Origin of the sequence: Bacillus sp. FS02 (assembly GCF_024398395.1) — a bacterium.
GTDB classification, from domain to species: Bacteria; Bacillota; Bacilli; order Bacillales; family Bacillaceae; genus Bacillus; species Bacillus altitudinis.
On sequence record NZ_CP074101.1, the window covers coordinates 386,726 to 404,075 of the forward strand.

The window sequence follows — 17,350 nt, forward strand, 5'->3', positions numbered from 1 at the left end:
AGACCTCCGTTTTACATCATCATATATGGATTCATATCGATTGATATCATCAACTGTTTTTGTTCCATTTCTTTTTGATAATGATCTTGTATTTTTCGTAATAAACTTGCCAGTTCATTTTCCCTTTTGTATTTTATCACGCATTGATATCGATATCTATCTTTGATCTTAGCGATTGGAGAAGCAGCAGGACCGAGAATTCTTGTATTCGGTGCACAATTCATTTTCAGGAACTGAACAATTTTGTCCGTGACATGCGCTGCCTTTGTCACTTCTTCATGTGATACAGTCACCATCGCCAAAAAATAAAATGGCGGATAGGACTGATGACGACGGTGCAACATCTCCTGCTCATAAAAGGCTTCATAATCATGCTGTTTGGTTAATTCAATACTATAATGCGAAGGTGTATATGATTGAATAATGACTGACCCCGCTTTTTCATGACGTCCCGCACGTCCGCTTACTTGTGTAAGAAGCTGAAACGTTTTTTCACTTGAACGAAAATCAGGGATATGAAGAGACGTATCCGCACTAAGGACACCGACAAGTGTAACATCTGGGAAGTCTAAGCCTTTTGCAATCATTTGCGTCCCAAGCAGTATATCCGCTTCTTTGTTGCCAAAGGACGTGAGAAGCTTTTCGTGCGCACCTTTTCGAGAGGTTGTATCTACATCCATTCGGATGACCCTTGCTTCTGGTAATACCTTCGTCAGCTCTTCTTCCACACGCTGCGTGCCTGTACCAAAATAGCGAATATGCTCACTATGGCATTCTGGACATTCTGCAGGTACAGGAGCTTCGTGACCGCAGTAATGGCACTTCAGCCGTTTTTGAAAGCGGTGATAAGTGAGAGAGATCTCACAATGAGGACATTGTTCCACATATCCGCAATCTCGGCACATCACAAAGGATGAATAACCTCTTTTATTGAGAAATAAAACCGCCTGCTCTTTCCTTTCAAGTACTTCTTTTAACCTGAGCATTAATTCTTCTGAGAACATGGAGCGGTTGCCGTTTCTTAATTCTTCTCTCATATCAATTAACGAAACGTGCGGCAGCTGCTGCTGATTGACGCGCCGTTTGAGCGTCAGCAGTGTATACACACCCTTTTTCGCACGAGCATATGACTCAAGTGAAGGCGTTGCACTGCCTAATACAACCGGACATTGGTGCCGCCCTGCTCGTTCAATGGCCACATCTTTCGCATGATACCGAGGCATTTCTTCTTGTTTATATGACGATTCGTGTTCTTCATCTATAATGATCATTCCTAGATTCTCAAACGGGGCAAAAACAGCCGATCTTGCGCCAACGACAAGCTTGACTTCCTTGCGGTGGATTTTCCGCCATTCATCGTATTTTTCCCCAGTCGATAAGCCGCTATGAAGGACAGCCACATTGGACCCGAAGCGCTCTTTAAAACGCTGGACCATTTGAGGCGTTAATGAAATTTCAGGAACTAGGACGATCGCTTCTTTTCCCTTTTGGAGGACATGATCAATCGTCTGTAAATAAATTTCGGTTTTACCGCTTCCTGTGACTCCGTGCAGTAAAAACGTTTCATGTTTGTCATCGCTCACTGCTTGATGAATGGGTTTTGCCGCTTCTGCTTGCTCTGTTGTGAGATCAAGAGGAGTAGATGGTGTAAACTCCCTATCCCGATAAGGATCTCGATAAATCTCTTCATAGCTTTCTGTTAACAGACCTTCTTGAATCAAGGCTTTTATCGTTTGAGAACTAGCACCTGTTTGTTGCTGCAAATCTTTTGCTAAAAACGTCGTTTCATTCGCTTGAAATAAAAAGGTAAGCAGCGCCTTCTGTTTCACCGCATTTTTCTTTAACTGCTTCTGTTTTTCTTCAAGTTTTTCTTTCGTAACTGCTATCTGAAGTGTCCGCACCTTTTTCTTTCCGGATTTTTGTGAGACGTGATATCTGACTTCTAGATGGCCTTTTTGGACATGCTTTTGAATAGGCTTCAGCTGTTCAGGCGGAATGTCAGCGTAAAGGATGCTCTCTTGCTGACCGAAAAGCTCTTTCAATGACTGCGGAAGTTCCTCAGCTGATAACACCTGAATTTCTTTTTCATATTTGGCTTTCATCGCTGCTGGGAGCATCGATTGAAGCGCCGTAATATGATAGGACAATGTTTTTTCCGTCAGCCAGTGGGAAAGCTCCAATAGCTCATCTGTCAGAACAGGAGATAAATCAAATAAATCGACAATGTCCTTGATGTTTCCTGACTGTACGTCTGTTTCTTCTTTGATTTTTGTCACAAACCCTTGAATCTTCCTTGGGCCAAAAGGAACCACTACCCTCATACCAGCCTTGACAAGGCCTTTAAAGCGGTCTGGCACACGATAGTCAAATGGCCTGTCAATGGCTTTCGTTGTGACATCGACGATCACTTCAGCAATCATGCTCGATCACGCTCTTTTGGCAGCAGTTGCTTTGCCTCCTGTAAGATTTCAAAGGCAAGGTCTTTTTTGCTCATCATTGGCAGCTCTTTTTTTGTTCCGTCTGCTTTGATCAATGCTGCGACATTTGTATCTGTGCCAAAGCCTGCGCCCTCTGCTGCAACATTGTTCGCGACAATCATATCTAAATGCTTGGATTCGATTTTCTTTTTCGCATAATATTCTACATCCTGCGTCTCAGCTGCAAAGCCGACTAGCACCTGATGTTCTTTTCTTTTCCCAAGCTCTTTTAAAATATCTTTCGTCCGCTTAAATTCAACCGCTAGTTCACCGTCTTGTTTTTTCATTTTATGAGAATACGTCGTGACAGGCGTATAATCGGCAACGGCTGCTGATTTAATCACTATATCTGCTTTCTCGTACACCTCTAACGCTGCTTGATACATCTCCTCAGCCGATTCCACTTGCACCACATCCACATGCTCAGGCGCAGTTAACGAAACAGGTCCTGAAATGAGCGTGACATCAGCCCCCATTTGCTCGGCAGCTTCTGCAATGGCATAGCCCATTTTCCCAGAAGATCGATTTGAAAGGAAACGAACAGGGTCGATCACTTCTCGTGTAGGGCCAGCTGTGACCACGACTTTTTTACCTGAAAGCGGCAAGCTGGCTGGCTCATCAAAAAACGCACGGATGTGTTCAACAATTTTTTCAGGCTCCTCTAAGCGTCCTTTTCCAATGTAGCCACATGCTAAATAGCCTTCACTTGGCTCTATAAACCGGTAGCCGTCTTCATATAAAGTGCGGATGTTCCGCTTGACAGCTGGATGGTCATACATGTGCACATTCATAGCCGGTGCAACCCATACAGGAGCTGTTGAAGCAAGCAAGGTGGTTGTGAGCATATCATCAGCAAGTCCTGCGGCCATTTTACCAATGGTATGTGCTGTTGCAGGGGCAACAAGAATGAGATCGGCCCAGTCAGCTACATCAATATGCGCAATGACTTTTGGATTGTTTTCTTTAAATGTATCCACATACACCTCATGCCGAGATAGGGCTTGGAAGGTGAGCGGAGACACAAACTCACGGGCAGATTCTGTCATAATCACTCTTACGTTTGCGCCTGCCTGTACGAGTTTACTAGTGAGTGCAGCTGCTTTATATACGGCGATTCCTCCGCTGACGCCGAGTAAAATATTTTTCGACTGTAACATTTGTTTGTCCCCCTTAACGGCCTTTTTCACAAATTCGTCTACAATTCAAAAAAGTCAAAACCAATCATAGTTTTGACTTTTTTGAACGTATCGTATCTGCATGGCAGAAGCGATGTTATTCTTGCTCTTCTTTTTCAAATGTCAAAAGACCAGCATCGATTTCTTCAAGAGCTTTCCCTACAAATTTATAGGATTTTGTGTTTTCGATTTGTTGATCTTGATGGATTTGCATTTCACGTGCACGGCGTGCAGACACTGTGACAAGTGTATATTTTGAGTCAAGTTTGTTCATCAATGAGTCAATTGAAGGATCTAACATGGTTTATTCTACCCCCAGCATTTTTTTATATCTTGGTGCGACTCTGTCTCTTCGCAGGTGCTCTGCAAGGACGATCGCTTTAATTCTTTCACATGCAAGCTCGACATCGTCGTTTTCAACGACATAGTCATAAGCATCCATCATTTCAATTTCTTCTTTTGCAGCAGCCATTCGGTTACGGATGAGATCCTCAGATTCTGTCCCGCGTGTAATAATGCGGTTTTGAAGTTCTGAAAGACTTGGCGGTGCAAGGAAAATAAAGAGACCTTCCGGGAATGCTTCTCTTACTTGAAGTGCACCTTGCACTTCGATTTCAAGGAAAACATCTTTTCCTTCGCTCAATGTTTGTTCTACATAGTCAACAGGCGTGCCGTAGTAATTCCCGACATACTCTGCCCATTCTAACAGCTTTTTGTTTTCAATCATATGTTCAAATTCTTCCCTGGTTTTAAAGAAATAATCAACACCATTTCTTTCACCTTCACGCGGTTTGCGGGTTGTCACAGAAATAGAGTATTCAAATTTCGTATCTTCCTGGGAGAAAATGGCTTGTCTGACCGTTCCTTTTCCAACTCCCGAAGGTCCAGAGAGAACGATTAAAAGTCCTCTTTCTTTCATAATGGCGTATTACCCCTGCCCTTCATCTATGATTTCTTCTTTTACAGAAAGTCTTTGCGCGACAGTCTCAGGCTGAACGGCAGATAAGATGACATGGTCACTGTCCATAATGACAACAGCACGGGTTCTTCTTCCGTATGTCGCATCAATGAGCATGCCTCGATCTCTTGCGTCTTGTATCATTCGTTTAATCGGTGCTGATTCCGGACTGACGATCGAAATCATCCGATTCGCTGAAATGATGTTTCCAAATCCGATATTGATCAACTTTATGGTCATCTTCTTTCGTCCCCCTGTAATATAAACGTCTCTAGTCTCGCCGAAAGAGACGCACTGTAAACAGCATACACAATGACTATTCTATATTTTGCACTTGTTCTTTTATTTTTTCAATAGCGCTTTTCATTTCAACCACGAGCTTTGTTAAATGGTGATGGTTTGCTTTAGATCCAATCGTGTTCACTTCACGGTTGAGCTCCTGTACAAGAAAGTCAAGCTTTCGTCCGGCAGCGCCGCCTTGCGTCAAAATTTGCTGGAACTGCTGAAAATGACTTTTCAGCCTGGTAATCTCTTCTGTAATGTCACAGCGATCCGCAAAGATGGCCGCCTCTGTGATCAGCCTGCTCTCTTCAAGCGCCTCTCCGATCCATTCTTGCAATCTTTGATTCAATCGTTCTTTGTACTGACTCACAACCTCTGGTGCAAACACTTTGATTTCTTCTGTAAATGCCTCGAGTTCAGACAGCCTGAGTTCACAGTCTTTTTGAAGTGATGTTCCCTCCTGCTCTCTCATAAAGCAAAGCTCCTTGACAGCTTCTTCACAAGTGTCTATCAGCAAATGCTCCAGCTGCTCATTACGGCTGACTGACTCTTCCACCTGAACAGCCTGTTCCAGCTTCAGTAAGTCATGTGCATGCTGAATACCTGAAATATGATAGCGGTCCTCAAGGTCTTTTGCGGCTTTCATATATTCATCAAGCAGCGGCCAGTCAATCTGTAAAGACCGGCTTGCAAGTTTACCGCCTTCAATCGTAACAAACAGCTCAATTCGACCGCGCTGCACGTGACGAAGAATGATTTTTTTTAATGTATCTTCGAAATATAAAAGCGGCCTCGGCAAACGGGCATGAACCTCTTTAAAACGGTGATTGACCGATTTTAGCTCAACTGACACTGTCAGTTCACCATCCGTTTTACTCGCTTGGCCGAATCCCGTCATACTGCGTATCATGTGAAAACACCCAATTCTTTCATATTAATAAAATGAAAAAGGTAATAGCAGACACTATTACCTCAAAATTATACCATAACCAATTATTTTTTTCTTGTCAAAAGTGATCCTGCCAGTAAAAAAGTTGGCAATGCAGACATACCGATGATCAGAAGCCAATCGACTGGTGCGACTGCCACCGTTTTGAAAATCGGCTGAAGCGGCGGATAATAAATGACCACAAGCATCAGCAGAAGGGAAGACACAACGGCGCCGATCAAGTACATATTCCCGAATGGATTGCGTTCAAAAATAGACCGTTCACTGCGGCAGTCAAACACATGAATGAGCTGCGCCAAAACGAGTGTGCTGAATGCAACCGTCTGCGCATATTGAAGATTGTTCGGATCACGGTGATACACAAACATAAAGGCTAACAAAGTGGCAATCCCGATCAGAAACCCTCTTGATATGACCTTCCAGCCAAGCCCTCTTGCAAAAATCCCCTCTTTCATGTTGCGCGGCTTTCTCTTCATGACATCGCCTTCTGGTTTATCCATTCCAAGTGCCATAGCCGGCAAGCCGTCTGTGACAAGGTTTACCCACAAAATTTGAATTGGAACGAGAGGCAATGGAAGCGCAAGAAGCATCGCAAACAGCATGACCAAAATCTCTCCCACATTCGATGCCAGCAAATAGCGGACAAATTTGCGAATGTTTTCATAAATATTCCGGCCCTCTTTAATAGCGGATTTAATGGTCGCAAAGTTGTCATCAAGCAAAATAAGAGAAGAAGCTTCTTTGGCAACGTCTGTTCCGGTAATCCCCATGGATATACCGATATCCGCCTGTTTAATCGCTGGCGCATCATTCACCCCATCACCTGTCATCGCGACAATATGGCCATTTTTTTGATAGGCCTTCACAATTCTCAGTTTATGCTCAGGTGATACACGGGCAAAGACGTACACATCTTCTGCTGTTTGCTCCAGCTCTTTGTCGCTTAGCTGATCCAGAGCTTTTCCATCAAGCACCTTTCCTTGCTTCGGTAAGAGACTTAAATCTTTAGCGATCGCTTTAGCCGTTTCTACGTGATCGCCTGTAATCATCACTGTTTTAATGCCAGCATCCCGGCATTCTTTAATCGCTCGTCTCACTTCAGGACGAGGTGGATCAATCATGCCCTCTAGACCGATAAATGTGAGGCCAGTTTCTGCCTGCTGAACAGATGTGATTTTTTCTGTCAGGCTTACTTTTTTATATGCAATCGCAATGGTTCTAAGCGCTTGTCTTGCTAAACCTTGAATGGCAGCTTCTGTTTCTTGCCGGTGGGCCTTTGAAAATGATGCGGTGCGTCCGCCGTGCATCATATGACTTGAACGGTTCATCAGCACATCTGGCGCCCCTTTGGCAATGACATACCGCTCCTTCTGATTCGTTTCCACGACGACTGACATCATTTTTCTTTCAGAGTCAAAAGGGAATTCCTCCACCACACGAAATCCCGCTTCGATGAATTGCTCTGTAAAACCCGCTTTACGCGCAGCGGTTAGAAGTGCTCCTTCTGTCGGATCGCCATCAAGTCTCATCTCACCGTCTTTTTCAACAATGGTCGATGTATTACAAAGTGCTCCGTATAATAGCACCTTTTGCAGGCTTGGATGTTTGTCTACATGGACAAGTTCTCCATTTAAGGTAAAATCACCTGACGGCTCGTACCCAGTGCCAGAAATATTCCACGTTTTCCCCTCTGCCCATACATGTGTCACTGTCATTTTATTTTGTGTCATTGTGCCTGTTTTATCTGAGCAAATAATCGAGGCGCAGCCGAGTGTTTCCACAGCCGGCAGCTTTCTGACAATGGATTTTTGTTTAATCATCCGCTGCACACCTAGGGAAAGTGCGACAGTGACGATCGCCGGCAGCCCTTCTGGAATCGCAGCAACAGCGAGAGATACACCCGCTAAGAACATATGATACAAATCATGACCTTGCACCACACCAAGAACAACCACAAGCACAGTTAAAAATAATGCAGCCACAATTAAAATTTTTCCCAGCTGCTCAAGGCGTCTTTGCAGCGGTGTTTCCATATTACCTGCTGAATCCAGCATACCGGCAATTTGTCCCATCGCCGTATTCATCCCTGTACCAATGACAACCCCTACACCGCTTCCTCTTGTGACAAGCGTCCCCATAAATGCCATGTTCGTCAAATCTCCAAGTGAGACATGATCTCGCGAGAGCGGACTCGCATGTTTGACCGCTGGGATGGACTCTCCAGTGAGGGCAGATTCTTCGATTTCCAAACTCTTTGTTTCTAGTAATCTGATATCTGCGCCAATTCGATCCCCACTTGAAAACTTCACAATATCTCCCGGCACGAGGTGCTTGGACGGGATCTTGACCCATTCATTGTTTCTCCTTGCATAGACATGCGGCGTTGATAATTCCTTTAGTGCTTGGAGGGACTTTTCCGCACGGCGTTCCTGATAAAAGCCAAGCACACCATTTATCAGCACAATCGCCACAATCGCCACAGCATCAATGTATTCACCTAAAAAGGCAGAAATAATCGTTGCCGCAAGCAGGATTAACACCATAAAGTCTTTAAATTGTGCTAAAAAAATAACGAACGCCGATGCCTTTTTCCCTTCCTGCAATTCATTTGGCCCATGCTTTTCAAGCCGCTTTTGCACATCTTTTTCTGACAGTCCGTCACCTATCGATGTATTCATTGTTTTTAATAAATCGGTTTGGTTCAGTTCATGCCAATTCATTTGACCTCGTCCACTCCTCTTTTGTTCTCTCTCTTATGCAGTGTTCTATAAGCCAGTTTATTCAGACTCGTCCTAAATCATGCTATAATAATAAGACTGCCTAAAGAACGAGAAAACGTAAGGTTCTTTCAGTAGATTTGTGTGAAAGAAGAGGGTGTATCCAACATGTCATTTGACGGCATTTTTACATACGGTATGACTAATGAATTGCAAGAAACATTAACTGGCGGAAGAATTTCGAAAATACATCAGCCATACAAGCACGAGCTGATTTTTCATATCCGGTCAAAGGGGAAGAATCATAAGCTTCTTTTATCCGCTCACCCGAGCTATGCAAGGGTACAGCTCACTGAGCACCATGATGATAATCCGAGCGAACCGCCAATGTTTTGTATGCTTCTCAGAAAACATCTTGAGGGTGGGTTCATTGAACGTTTTGAACAAATTGGGTTAGATCGGGTGATCGTGCTGCACGTGCGAAGCCGAAATGAAATTGGCGATGAACAAACCCGTAAGCTGTATATTGAAATTATGGGCCGGCACAGCAACTTGATTCTCGTGGAGGACGAAACGGAGCAGATCATTGACGGACTGAAACATCTTTCTCCATCTGTGAACAGCTATCGAACGGTGCTGCCCGGACATCAATATCTTCTGCCGCCGGCACAGCAAAAGCTGAATCCTTTTGACGTGACGAAGGAAGATATTTTAAAGCATTTACGTTTTCAAGAAGGGAAAATTGCCAATCAAATTGTCGATACATTCTCCGGGGTTTCTCCGCTGTTTGCTAAGGAAGCTGTCCACAAGGCCGGTCTTGCCAATCAGGAAACGATTCCAAGTACATTGCTCGAGATGTTTCAGCTCATTCAGGCGCATTCTTTTACCCCTCAGCTCACGAGAAAAGACGGGAAAGAGTATTTTTATTTATTAGAACTTCAGCACGTCCATGGTGACATGAAGACATTTGATTCTCTAAGCGAGCTGCTTGACCGCTTTTATTTCGGAAAAGCTGAAAGAGACAGAGTCAAACAGCAGGCGGCTGATCTTGAACGTTTTGTTGTGAATGAAAAAAAGAAAAATGAAAACAAGCTAAAAAAACTAAAAAGAACGCTTGAAGAATCTCAAAATGCGCATAAGTACCAGCTTTATGGTGAATTGCTTACTGCCAATATATATGCAATTAAAAAAGGGGATAAAGAAGCGACTGTCATCAATTATTATGATGAAGAAGGCGGAGAGATCACGATCCCGCTCAAAACAAACAAAACCCCTTCTGAAAATGCACAAGCGTATTTTACAAAATACCAAAAGGCAAAAAATGCAGTAGAGGCCGTAAATGAACAAATCGAACGAACACATGAAGAAATTGTTTATTTTGATGAGCTGATCCAGCAGCTGTCCTCTGCCTCACCAAAAGATTTAGAGGAAATAAGAGAAGAACTGGTGGAAGGAAAATATTTGCGTCCCAAACAAAAACGCAACGCCAAAAAGAAAAAGCCATCGGCCATTCAGCTTGAAGCATATGAATCTTCTCAAGGTGTTCCGATTCTCGTTGGAAAAAACAACAAGCAAAACGAATATTTGACCACAAAGGCGGCAGCTCGTGATGACATTTGGCTGCACACAAAGGATATTCCTGGATCACATGTCGTCATTCGTCACCAAGCGCCTGATGAACAAACCTTGCTTGAAGCGGCACAAATTGCTGCCTACTTCTCGAAGGCAAAAGAATCAAGCTCCGTCCCTGTCGATTATACGAAAATCCGGCATGTGAAAAAACCAAACGGAGCAAAACCGGGCTTTGTCACGTATGATCAGCAGCAAACATTATTTGTGACGCCTGATGAGGATGTTGTCCTAAAGCTGAGAAAATAAAAAAGAGCCGATTAAATCTTTGGATGAGATTTTATCGGCTCTTTCTTTGTCGTTTTTTTCTTTCTATATAGAGCTCATCGAGTGCATCTACATCCTCTTGTTCAAGCAAGGTCTCAATGGTCTCAGCCAGCTGTTTAGTGCGGGCTGGGCTTGCACCACTCGTAGATACGGAGATTGTCACTTTTCCTGCCCTTACAACCTTTGGCACAATCACATTGCCTAGCTCTGACTGGCTCACACAGTTGACGAGCTGATGAGGAAGCGCTGATTGCGTCATCCACTCGTTTACTGAAGGGTCGTCTGTAGCAGCGACAATTAAAAATGCATCCTTTACATCTTCTGCATCAACTTTCTTTTTCTTCCAAGTCAGCTCATATGTCTCAATGAGATTCGCCATTTCATCACAAATGTCAGGGCTCACAATGGTTATGCTGCATGGCTCCATGCATAGCGCACTCGTCCTTCTAGCCGCAATCCTTCCACCGCCGGCAATCAGCACATGTTTATTGGTTAGATCAAGATGAACTGGAAGCATGGCTTTCTCCTTGAAAACGAAACGCATCCTCTTTGTTTAAGATGGTTTCCTGCACACGTTCAATATAAGCTGCTTTTACATGGGGATGAAACCCAATATATCGGCAGACACGGACATCTCGCAACCGCTCTCTCGCCTGATTCGCTTCACTCTCAATCTCTTTCATTAAAATGCCGGTAAATAAAAGATAAGGCACGAGATAGACAGGCGTATCGTCATCTACTGTTAACTGTGCTAAGACGTCACGATAATTCGGTTCACACGCTGTAATAAAACACGGAAAAACCTCTGCACAAGGCAACATGCTTCGGACATCATCTGCAATGCCAAACACATCCCGCTTTACATCTGGATCAGAGCTTCCGCGGCCAATTAAGAGAATTTTTGCGTGCTCTCCCTTATATCCTGCTTCTTCAATCCTTGCAATAACCGCTTTCGTGACTTCTTGGTTCACGCCTATAGGTCTTCCATACGTCACCTTCACTTGTGGGAAACGTTTTTGTACTTTCACAATCTCTTCTGGAATATCTGATTTGGCATGCATGGCAGTTAAAAGGAGGAGCGGGACGATCGCAATGTGGGTTGCTCCTTTTTGTACACAAGTCTCAAACCCTTCTTCGATTGAAGGGTCCGTCAACTCTAAAAAACAAATTTCTTGGATATCTGCTTCCACTAACGGCATACAGCTTTTCATAAAAGAAATGGCTTTATCCTGTGCTTCTTTTACCCTGCTTCCATGCCCAACATAAAGGACAGCTTGTTTCATTTGACTCCTCCTTGCAACCTTAGTTTTATTCAGACGAAAAGACACGATGTCCACACGTGTCTTTTCATCTTTGTTTTCATTTCTCAATCAGTGCTGGTTCAAACCAGTTCAACTTTTGATGAAAGTGAACGACATCTCCTACCACGATTAAACTTGGGTGCTCGATCCCTTCTTTTTCAACCGTTTCAGATAGTGTCGCCACCGTGCAGCAAGTCGTCTTTTGCCTTGTGGTCGTTCCCCAGTGAATAAACGCAGCTGGGGTTTCAGGATTCCGCCCATTCTTCAAAAGCAGCCGCTGGACTCTTTCCACGTTTTTGACGCCCATGTAAATGACAAGGGTATCAATCCCCGTCGCCAGCGCTTCCCACTTTTCTTCAAAATGTTCATCCTTTTGATAATGCCCTGTTACAAACGCAACATTTGAGCTGAATTCTCGGTGCGTGACTGGAATGCCTGCATAAGCAGCGGCTGCAATGCCAGAAGTAATCCCCGGGACAACTTCATACGGAATACCATGCTCAGCTAAGCATTCGATTTCTTCACCGCCACGGCCAAATACAAAGGGATCACCGCCTTTTAGACGAACGACTATGTTCCCTTCCTTCGCATGAGCAACAAGTGCTTCATTAATCGCTTCCTGTCTCATCGTATGATGATTCGGCAGTTTGCCGCAATAGATCAACTCCGCCTCCGGTTTGGCATGGGCAAGAATCTCTTGATTGACAAGACGATCATATAAAATGACATCTGCCTGCTGTATTGCCTTATGGGCCTTTAGCGTAATTAAGTCTGGGTCACCCGGTCCGGCACCAACAATGTATACTTTCCCCATCTTGCTTTCTCCCCCTGCCATCAGGCGATTATTTCGTTTTATCCTTTACATAATCAACAAGGCGCTGTTTTGACTCCTCGCGTGATAATTCACCTGTATCTAGGACGAGCTCAGGCGCAGCTGGCTCTTCGTATGGTGAATCGATTCCCGTGAAAAATGGAATTTCGCCGTTTCTTGCTTTTTTATATAATCCCTTTGGATCACGCTCTTCACACACGTTCAGATCACATTTCACAAACACTTCGTGAAATTCTCCGTCTTCGACTAACTGTCTTACGATTTGGCGGTCTTCTTGAAATGGTGAAATAAAAGCAGTAATGACAATCGTTCCTTGCTCAACAAATAATTTCGCCACTTCACCGATGCGCCGAATGTTCTCTTTTCTGTCGTCATCTGAAAAGCCTAAGTCTTTATTGAGTCCATGGCGTACGTTATCGCCGTCAAGAACTGTCACTTGGTACCCCTGTTCAAACAGCTCTCGAGCCGCTGCGTTGGCGATCGTCGATTTACCTGAACCGCTTAGACCTGTCAGCCAAATGATCCCGCTTGTATGGTTGTTTTTCTGTTGATATTCTTTTTTAGTAATAGATGAATCATGCCACACGATATGTTCGTTGCTCATGTCATACCCTCCTTTAAGATACCGTCGTTTTTAATCCTTCGATTAATGTTTCAATGACTTCTTTTCGGCTGAACGTGCTCGGTGGTAATTCACCATTTCTCAGCATCGTTCTGACCTTTGTACCTGAAAGAATGACATGTTCGCTTTTATCATGTGGGCATGTTTTTGGTGTTGCCATGGCTTCACATGTATTGCAGTAAAAGCTGTGCTCAAATTTTAATGGTGTGATCCCAATTTCTTCGCTTGTAAATTGTTCAAATAGCTCCTGCGCTTCGTATGTGCCGTAATAATCACCAACACCTGCATGATCTCTGCCGACAATAAAATGTGTACAGCCATAATTTTTACGCACAAGCGCATGAAAAATCGCTTCCTTTGGTCCAGCATAACGCATGGCAGCAGGAAAAACACCTAAAAAGACGCGGTCTTTCGGGTAATAACCGTTCAGTAACACTTGATAGCTTTTCATTCTTACATCTGCTGGAATATCATCAGATTTTGTTTCACCAACAAGTGGATTTAGAAATAGACCATCCACTGTTTCCAGTGCTGTCTTTTGAATGTATTCATGCGCACGATGGACTGGGTTTCTCGTTTGGAAACCGACAATGGTTTTCCAGCCGTTTTCTTTAAACTGTTTTCTTGTTTCTTCTGGCTCATACGTAAATTGCGGGAAAGGTTTTTCACTGCGTTTCGTCAGTGTAATTTTACCACCAATATACGTATCACCGCGTTCAAATAATTTTTTCACGCCTGGGTGATTGCGGTCATCTGTTTTATACACATTCACTGCTTCTTTTTCCTTATCAGGTGTGTATTGATCTTCCACCTCAATGACCCCGTATACTGTTCCATTATACGATAGACGAACAATGTCACCTTGATTGATCTCCGCTGCTTGTTCCTTTGTGACAGGCAAAGTAATCGGAAGAGACCAAACGACACCACTTGCTAGTCGCATACTGCTGACAACTGCTTCATAATCAGCTTTCGTTAAAAACCCTTCAATTGGACTATACCCGCCAATTGCGATGAGTTCAAGGTCTGCAAAAGAGATGGCATCCAGCTCAATTTCTTTCGCAGCTGTGCTTAGATCAAATTCTTCATTTACTCGATTAATTAATACGCCACCATGTGGTGTTAAACTCATTTGTTCATCTTCCTCTCAATGTTCATATTTATTAGATGTTAATAGTCGGATTTATATTTAAATCCCGCCGCCCTGTTCATGAATCGAGCTGCTCTCATTTTTAACTGCCTTCATAAGACTCAGTGCACCTAATGAAGCTAACAGTACACTCATCATGATAAAGATAGAGTAATAGTCTCCTTTTAAGAAAAGGCTTACCAGCAAATAAGATAGACTAAGTGATAAGAAAGGTGACACAACCCATACCTTCAGCATTTTTTTCACAACATGTTTATGAAAAATGTTCGGTCCACCCTTTGCCATACCTAGCCCAATAATGGACGATGAGGTAATTTGAGTAAGGGGAACAGGGAGTCCGAATATAGAGCTGACGATGACAAGTCCTGCACCGGTGCTCGATAATAGAATGCCTTCACCCGTTTGATAGCGTGTAATTTTCTTTCCGTTTGTTTCTAGTACCCTTCTTCCTAGAAGCAGCGCCCCAATGGCCACAAAGATTCCGCCGTAAAGGGTCCCTTGCCCGACTGATAAAACACCTGACGCGACAAGCGGGCCGACCGCATTGGCGACATTGTTCATGCCGGCTGAAAATGCTTCTAAAAACCCACTGATAATCAAAACAACAGATAAGATCAATGTACCTTTTTTGGATAACGTCCGTTTAGGGAACAATCTGATGATTTTGACAACAGCAAAGGTAAAAACAAAGGCAACAATCGGAATAATCACCCAAAAAGAGACAATGACTAAGATCGATTTCACATACAGCACTTTATATGCGGCTGCCACACCGACCACAGCTCCTACTGTGACCTCACTTGTGGATAAAGGAATGGCCAAGAGATTCGCTATGAAAAGTGATAATGCGGCCGAGCCAATGATGATACACACAATTTCAAGTGTGATGACAGATTCCGGCATAATCCCGGAGCTGATCGTTTTGACGACCTCACCGCCGCCAATCACTGAACCTGCTAATATTCCAACCGCACAAACGCTGAGCGCGTATATTGGCTTTTTGATCGCACCTGAACCATATGCGATGCCCATCGAAGCAGCTGCTCCGCTTGCGCCAATATTTAAAGCAAAGAATAAGCTAAATAAAATTGCGGCGATTTCCATACATTATGCTCCCTTACTCATGTAATCCGCACTCAGTCTTTGCTGTCCCTGACCATCTTCCAGAACGCAAATCATCAGCAGTAAATGCCGGCTGTGTACAAGGTGCACACCCGATGCTTGGATATCCTTGGTCATGCAGCGGATTATAAGTAAGATCCTCTCTAGACGCATATCTCCATATGTCCTTCCACGTCCAGTGGATGAGCGGACATATTTTGACTGATTGGAATTTTTCATCCTTATTTAAGAAGTTCGTACCTGCTCGTTTAGGCGACTGCTCTCTTCTTAAACCAGACAGCCATGCCGGATAGCCAGATAGTGCCTCTTGCAACGGAATGACCTTTCTCATATGGCAGCAGCTTTGAGGATTCGTTTCCCATAATTTATCACCATGCTGCTCATTCTGCTCTTCCACCGTCAGCTCAGGTGTTTTCAGCACGATGTCTAAACCAGGATATCTTTCCTTCACTGCATCAATGGTGTCGTATGTTTCCTTGAAATGCAGACCTGTATCTAAAAAGACAATTCTTGCATCTTTTTTTACTTTCGCAATAAGATCGATCAGGACAATGCCCTCAATGCCAAAACTGCATGCATAAACGAGCTGATCACCATAGTGGCCGTACGCCCATTTCAGCACAGATAGGGCCCCTTTATACAAATCGTCCTCTTGAAATGTAATGGACGGCTCTTGCCAATTTTCATAAGTTAACATTGTTTCTCCCCTTCCGGAGTACTGCTTCTATTGCTATTCTCCGCACTACTTTAATCTGATTTTTTCATTTTTTTCCACTTGAATCACTTGACCGTCCTGAACGATCAACGTAATTGAACCGAATTTCATATCCCCAATCAGCTCTTGCATATGCTTCACTAAGTCCTCATCCTGGTTTTGTTTCAGTTCCATCTCCTCTTCCTCCTCACCGTTAAAATAAAAAAACTTTCTTTCAGTCCGAAAGAAAGATGAGGAAGCTCACGATTTCCTTATCTTTCAAAATAGAATCATTTTGCAGGAAGTAGCACCTTGCAAATCGCAGGTTGCCGGGCTTCATCGGGCCAGTCCCTCCACCTCTCTGGATAAGAGTTTTAATTTGTATTAAATATTAACACAATTCAAACAAAAGTCAACCCGACTTTATTGATAGGATTAGTTTTTATTTAAATTTGAGTCTATTTTACTATTTTTAACCAAATAAAAAACTGTGCAGCGCAGCACAGCTTTTTTTAAAACAAAACAAGCTTTTTAGACCGTTTCTTCCATCCAAGATTCAGACGAAGGATCCTGTCTCCAGCGTTTTAGTTTATTCATAGCAGAGGGCTCAATTGCTTTTAGCTCAAGTGCCACTTCTGTCAGTGTGTCATAGTCTGTCAGCGTGACATAGGGAATGTTTTTCTCTTGAAAAGCCGCAGTTGCTTTTGGCAGTCCATAAGTGAAGATCGCAACAACTCCGAGTACGTCACAGCCTTCTTCTTCTAGAGCCGCTACAACTTCAAGAACGCTGCCTCCAGTTGAGATGAGGTCTTCTACGACAACCACCTTTTGTCCAGGTGATACGGCTCCTTCAATTTGATTTCCTTTTCCGTGTGCTTTTGGTTTACTTCTTACATAACACATCGGTACGTTCAGACGATCAGCTGCTAATGCCGCATGAGGAATGCCAGCTGTAGCTGTACCTGCGACAACTTCCGCTCCTTCAAAATGAGTGAGAATCAAGTCTTTTAAACCTTCCGCAATGTCCCCTCTGACCTCAGGATAAGACAAGGTGAGGCGATTGTCACAGTAAATCGGTGATTTGATACCGCTCGCCCATGTAAATGGTTCGTCTGGTTTTAAAGAGACAGCTTTGATTTGTAATAAATGCTTCGCGATTTTCGTTTTCATCCGGC

17 protein-coding genes and 1 riboswitch are annotated in these 17,350 nt (G+C 43.6%); of the genes, 1 reads left to right on the forward strand and 16 read right to left on the reverse strand.

Annotated elements, in window-relative coordinates; translation table 11 throughout:
* Positions 1–11 precede the first annotated feature (11 nt).
* The 7 genes from priA to KFQ09_RS02000 all read right to left on the reverse strand — a co-directional run bounded on the left by priA (position 12) and on the right by KFQ09_RS02000 (position 8,561).
* Positions 12–2,420 (reverse strand): primosomal protein N', encoded by a 2,409-nt coding sequence (gene priA / locus KFQ09_RS01970; protein WP_050827252.1) that lies wholly within the window; start codon positions 2,418–2,420, stop codon positions 12–14.
* On the reverse strand, positions 2,417–3,634 hold the full coding sequence (coaBC, locus tag KFQ09_RS01975; RefSeq protein ID WP_008344895.1) for a bifunctional phosphopantothenoylcysteine decarboxylase/phosphopantothenate--cysteine ligase CoaBC: 1,218 nt from the start codon (positions 3,632–3,634) through the stop codon (positions 2,417–2,419). Before coaBC ends, priA begins: the two co-directional genes overlap by 4 nt.
* Positions 3,635–3,749: 115 nt before the next feature.
* On the reverse strand, positions 3,750–3,953 hold the full coding sequence (gene rpoZ / locus KFQ09_RS01980; protein ID WP_008344896.1) for a DNA-directed RNA polymerase subunit omega: 204 nt from the start codon (positions 3,951–3,953) through the stop codon (positions 3,750–3,752).
* 3 nt (positions 3,954–3,956) lie between these two features.
* Positions 3,957–4,571 (reverse strand): guanylate kinase, encoded by a 615-nt coding sequence (gene gmk, locus KFQ09_RS01985; RefSeq protein ID WP_007499680.1) that lies wholly within the window; start codon positions 4,569–4,571, stop codon positions 3,957–3,959.
* A 9-nt stretch (positions 4,572–4,580) separates the two neighbouring features.
* On the reverse strand, positions 4,581–4,850 hold the full coding sequence (remA, locus tag KFQ09_RS01990; protein ID WP_008344898.1) for an extracellular matrix/biofilm regulator RemA: 270 nt from the start codon (positions 4,848–4,850) through the stop codon (positions 4,581–4,583).
* Positions 4,851–4,926: 76 nt separating this feature from the next.
* Entirely contained in the window at positions 4,927–5,802 is an 876-nt protein-coding gene (locus KFQ09_RS01995) for a YicC/YloC family endoribonuclease (protein ID WP_017359340.1), read from the reverse strand.
* A gap of 83 nt (positions 5,803–5,885) precedes the next feature.
* Positions 5,886–8,561, reverse strand: a complete 2,676-nt coding sequence (locus tag KFQ09_RS02000; protein WP_007499684.1) for a calcium-translocating P-type ATPase, SERCA-type — start codon at positions 8,559–8,561, stop codon at positions 5,886–5,888.
* A 165-nt stretch (positions 8,562–8,726) separates the two neighbouring features.
* Here KFQ09_RS02000 and KFQ09_RS02005 point away from each other — a divergent pair, with 165 nt between their 5' ends.
* Positions 8,727–10,436 (forward strand): Rqc2 family fibronectin-binding protein, encoded by a 1,710-nt coding sequence (locus KFQ09_RS02005; protein ID WP_138825709.1) that lies wholly within the window; start codon positions 8,727–8,729, stop codon positions 10,434–10,436.
* A gap of 31 nt (positions 10,437–10,467) precedes the next feature.
* On the opposite strand, the gene KFQ09_RS02010 is transcribed toward KFQ09_RS02005, so the two are convergent.
* The 9 genes from KFQ09_RS02010 to pyrE form a co-directional block, all read right to left on the reverse strand.
* Complete coding sequence (locus KFQ09_RS02010; protein WP_255835996.1) at positions 10,468–10,971, reverse strand: precorrin-2 dehydrogenase/sirohydrochlorin ferrochelatase family protein; 504 nt, start codon at positions 10,969–10,971, stop codon at positions 10,468–10,470.
* Positions 10,952–11,737 (reverse strand): sirohydrochlorin chelatase, encoded by a 786-nt coding sequence (locus tag KFQ09_RS02015; protein ID WP_255835997.1) that lies wholly within the window; start codon positions 11,735–11,737, stop codon positions 10,952–10,954. The genes KFQ09_RS02010 and KFQ09_RS02015 overlap by 20 nt, the downstream gene beginning before the upstream one ends.
* 76 nt (positions 11,738–11,813) lie before the next feature.
* Entirely contained in the window at positions 11,814–12,569 is a 756-nt protein-coding gene (gene cobA, locus KFQ09_RS02020) for a uroporphyrinogen-III C-methyltransferase (RefSeq protein WP_035700704.1), read from the reverse strand.
* A 28-nt stretch (positions 12,570–12,597) separates the two neighbouring features.
* Positions 12,598–13,191 (reverse strand): adenylyl-sulfate kinase, encoded by a 594-nt coding sequence (cysC, locus tag KFQ09_RS02025; protein ID WP_008344911.1) that lies wholly within the window; start codon positions 13,189–13,191, stop codon positions 12,598–12,600.
* Positions 13,192–13,204: 13 nt separating this feature from the next.
* Complete coding sequence (gene sat, locus KFQ09_RS02030; RefSeq protein ID WP_125588903.1) at positions 13,205–14,341, reverse strand: sulfate adenylyltransferase; 1,137 nt, start codon at positions 14,339–14,341, stop codon at positions 13,205–13,207.
* Positions 14,342–14,398: 57 nt separating this feature from the next.
* The gene (locus KFQ09_RS02035) at positions 14,399–15,463 is read right to left on the reverse strand and encodes a sulfate permease (RefSeq protein ID WP_008344915.1); all 1,065 of its coding nucleotides are present in this window, start codon (positions 15,461–15,463) and stop codon (positions 14,399–14,401) included.
* A gap of 13 nt (positions 15,464–15,476) precedes the next feature.
* A complete protein-coding gene (locus KFQ09_RS02040; RefSeq protein WP_255835998.1) occupies positions 15,477–16,178 on the reverse strand; it encodes a phosphoadenylyl-sulfate reductase in 702 nt (233 codons plus the stop codon).
* Between the two features lie 45 nt (positions 16,179–16,223).
* Positions 16,224–16,370, reverse strand: a complete 147-nt coding sequence (locus KFQ09_RS02045) for a YezD family protein (RefSeq protein WP_008344920.1) — start codon at positions 16,368–16,370, stop codon at positions 16,224–16,226.
* A gap of 74 nt (positions 16,371–16,444) precedes the next feature.
* A riboswitch (SAM riboswitch) is annotated at positions 16,445–16,547 on the reverse strand.
* Positions 16,548–16,706: 159 nt separating this feature from the next.
* Positions 16,707–17,345, reverse strand: a complete 639-nt coding sequence (pyrE, locus tag KFQ09_RS02050; RefSeq protein ID WP_035700698.1) for an orotate phosphoribosyltransferase — start codon at positions 17,343–17,345, stop codon at positions 16,707–16,709.
* Positions 17,346–17,350: the final 5 nt, after the last annotated feature.

Excerpts from the sequence above, each read along its gene's own strand:
- priA (WP_050827252.1), bottom strand. The coding sequence starts at position 2,420 with ATGATTGCTGAAGTGATCGTCGATGTCACAACGAAAGCCATTGACAGG.
- KFQ09_RS02035 (WP_008344915.1), bottom strand. The coding sequence starts at position 15,463 with ATGGAAATCGCCGCAATTTTATTTAGCTTATTCTTTGCTTTAAATATT.
- remA (WP_008344898.1), bottom strand. The coding sequence starts at position 4,850 with ATGACCATAAAGTTGATCAATATCGGATTTGGAAACATCATTTCAGCG.
- coaBC (WP_008344895.1), bottom strand. The coding sequence starts at position 3,634 with ATGTTACAGTCGAAAAATATTTTACTCGGCGTCAGCGGAGGAATCGCC.
- KFQ09_RS02040 (WP_255835998.1), bottom strand. The coding sequence starts at position 16,178 with ATGTTAACTTATGAAAATTGGCAAGAGCCGTCCATTACATTTCAAGAG.
- cysC (WP_008344911.1), bottom strand. The coding sequence starts at position 13,191 with ATGAGCAACGAACATATCGTGTGGCATGATTCATCTATTACTAAAAAA.
- gmk (WP_007499680.1), bottom strand. The coding sequence starts at position 4,571 with ATGAAAGAAAGAGGACTTTTAATCGTTCTCTCTGGACCTTCGGGAGTT.
- KFQ09_RS02015 (WP_255835997.1), bottom strand. The coding sequence starts at position 11,737 with ATGAAACAAGCTGTCCTTTATGTTGGGCATGGAAGCAGGGTAAAAGAA.
- KFQ09_RS02010 (WP_255835996.1), bottom strand. The coding sequence starts at position 10,971 with ATGCTTCCAGTTCATCTTGATCTAACCAATAAACATGTGCTGATTGCC.
- sat (WP_125588903.1), bottom strand. The coding sequence starts at position 14,341 with ATGAGTTTAACACCACATGGTGGCGTATTAATTAATCGAGTAAATGAA.
- KFQ09_RS02005 (WP_138825709.1), top strand. The coding sequence starts at position 8,727 with ATGTCATTTGACGGCATTTTTACATACGGTATGACTAATGAATTGCAA.
- KFQ09_RS01995 (WP_017359340.1), bottom strand. The coding sequence starts at position 5,802 with ATGATACGCAGTATGACGGGATTCGGCCAAGCGAGTAAAACGGATGGT.
- KFQ09_RS02045 (WP_008344920.1), bottom strand. The coding sequence starts at position 16,370 with ATGGAACTGAAACAAAACCAGGATGAGGACTTAGTGAAGCATATGCAA.
- rpoZ (WP_008344896.1), bottom strand. The coding sequence starts at position 3,953 with ATGTTAGATCCTTCAATTGACTCATTGATGAACAAACTTGACTCAAAA.
- KFQ09_RS02000 (WP_007499684.1), bottom strand. The coding sequence starts at position 8,561 with ATGAATTGGCATGAACTGAACCAAACCGATTTATTAAAAACAATGAAT.
- pyrE (WP_035700698.1), bottom strand. The coding sequence starts at position 17,345 with ATGAAAACGAAAATCGCGAAGCATTTATTACAAATCAAAGCTGTCTCT.
- cobA (WP_035700704.1), bottom strand. The coding sequence starts at position 12,569 with ATGGGGAAAGTATACATTGTTGGTGCCGGACCGGGTGACCCAGACTTA.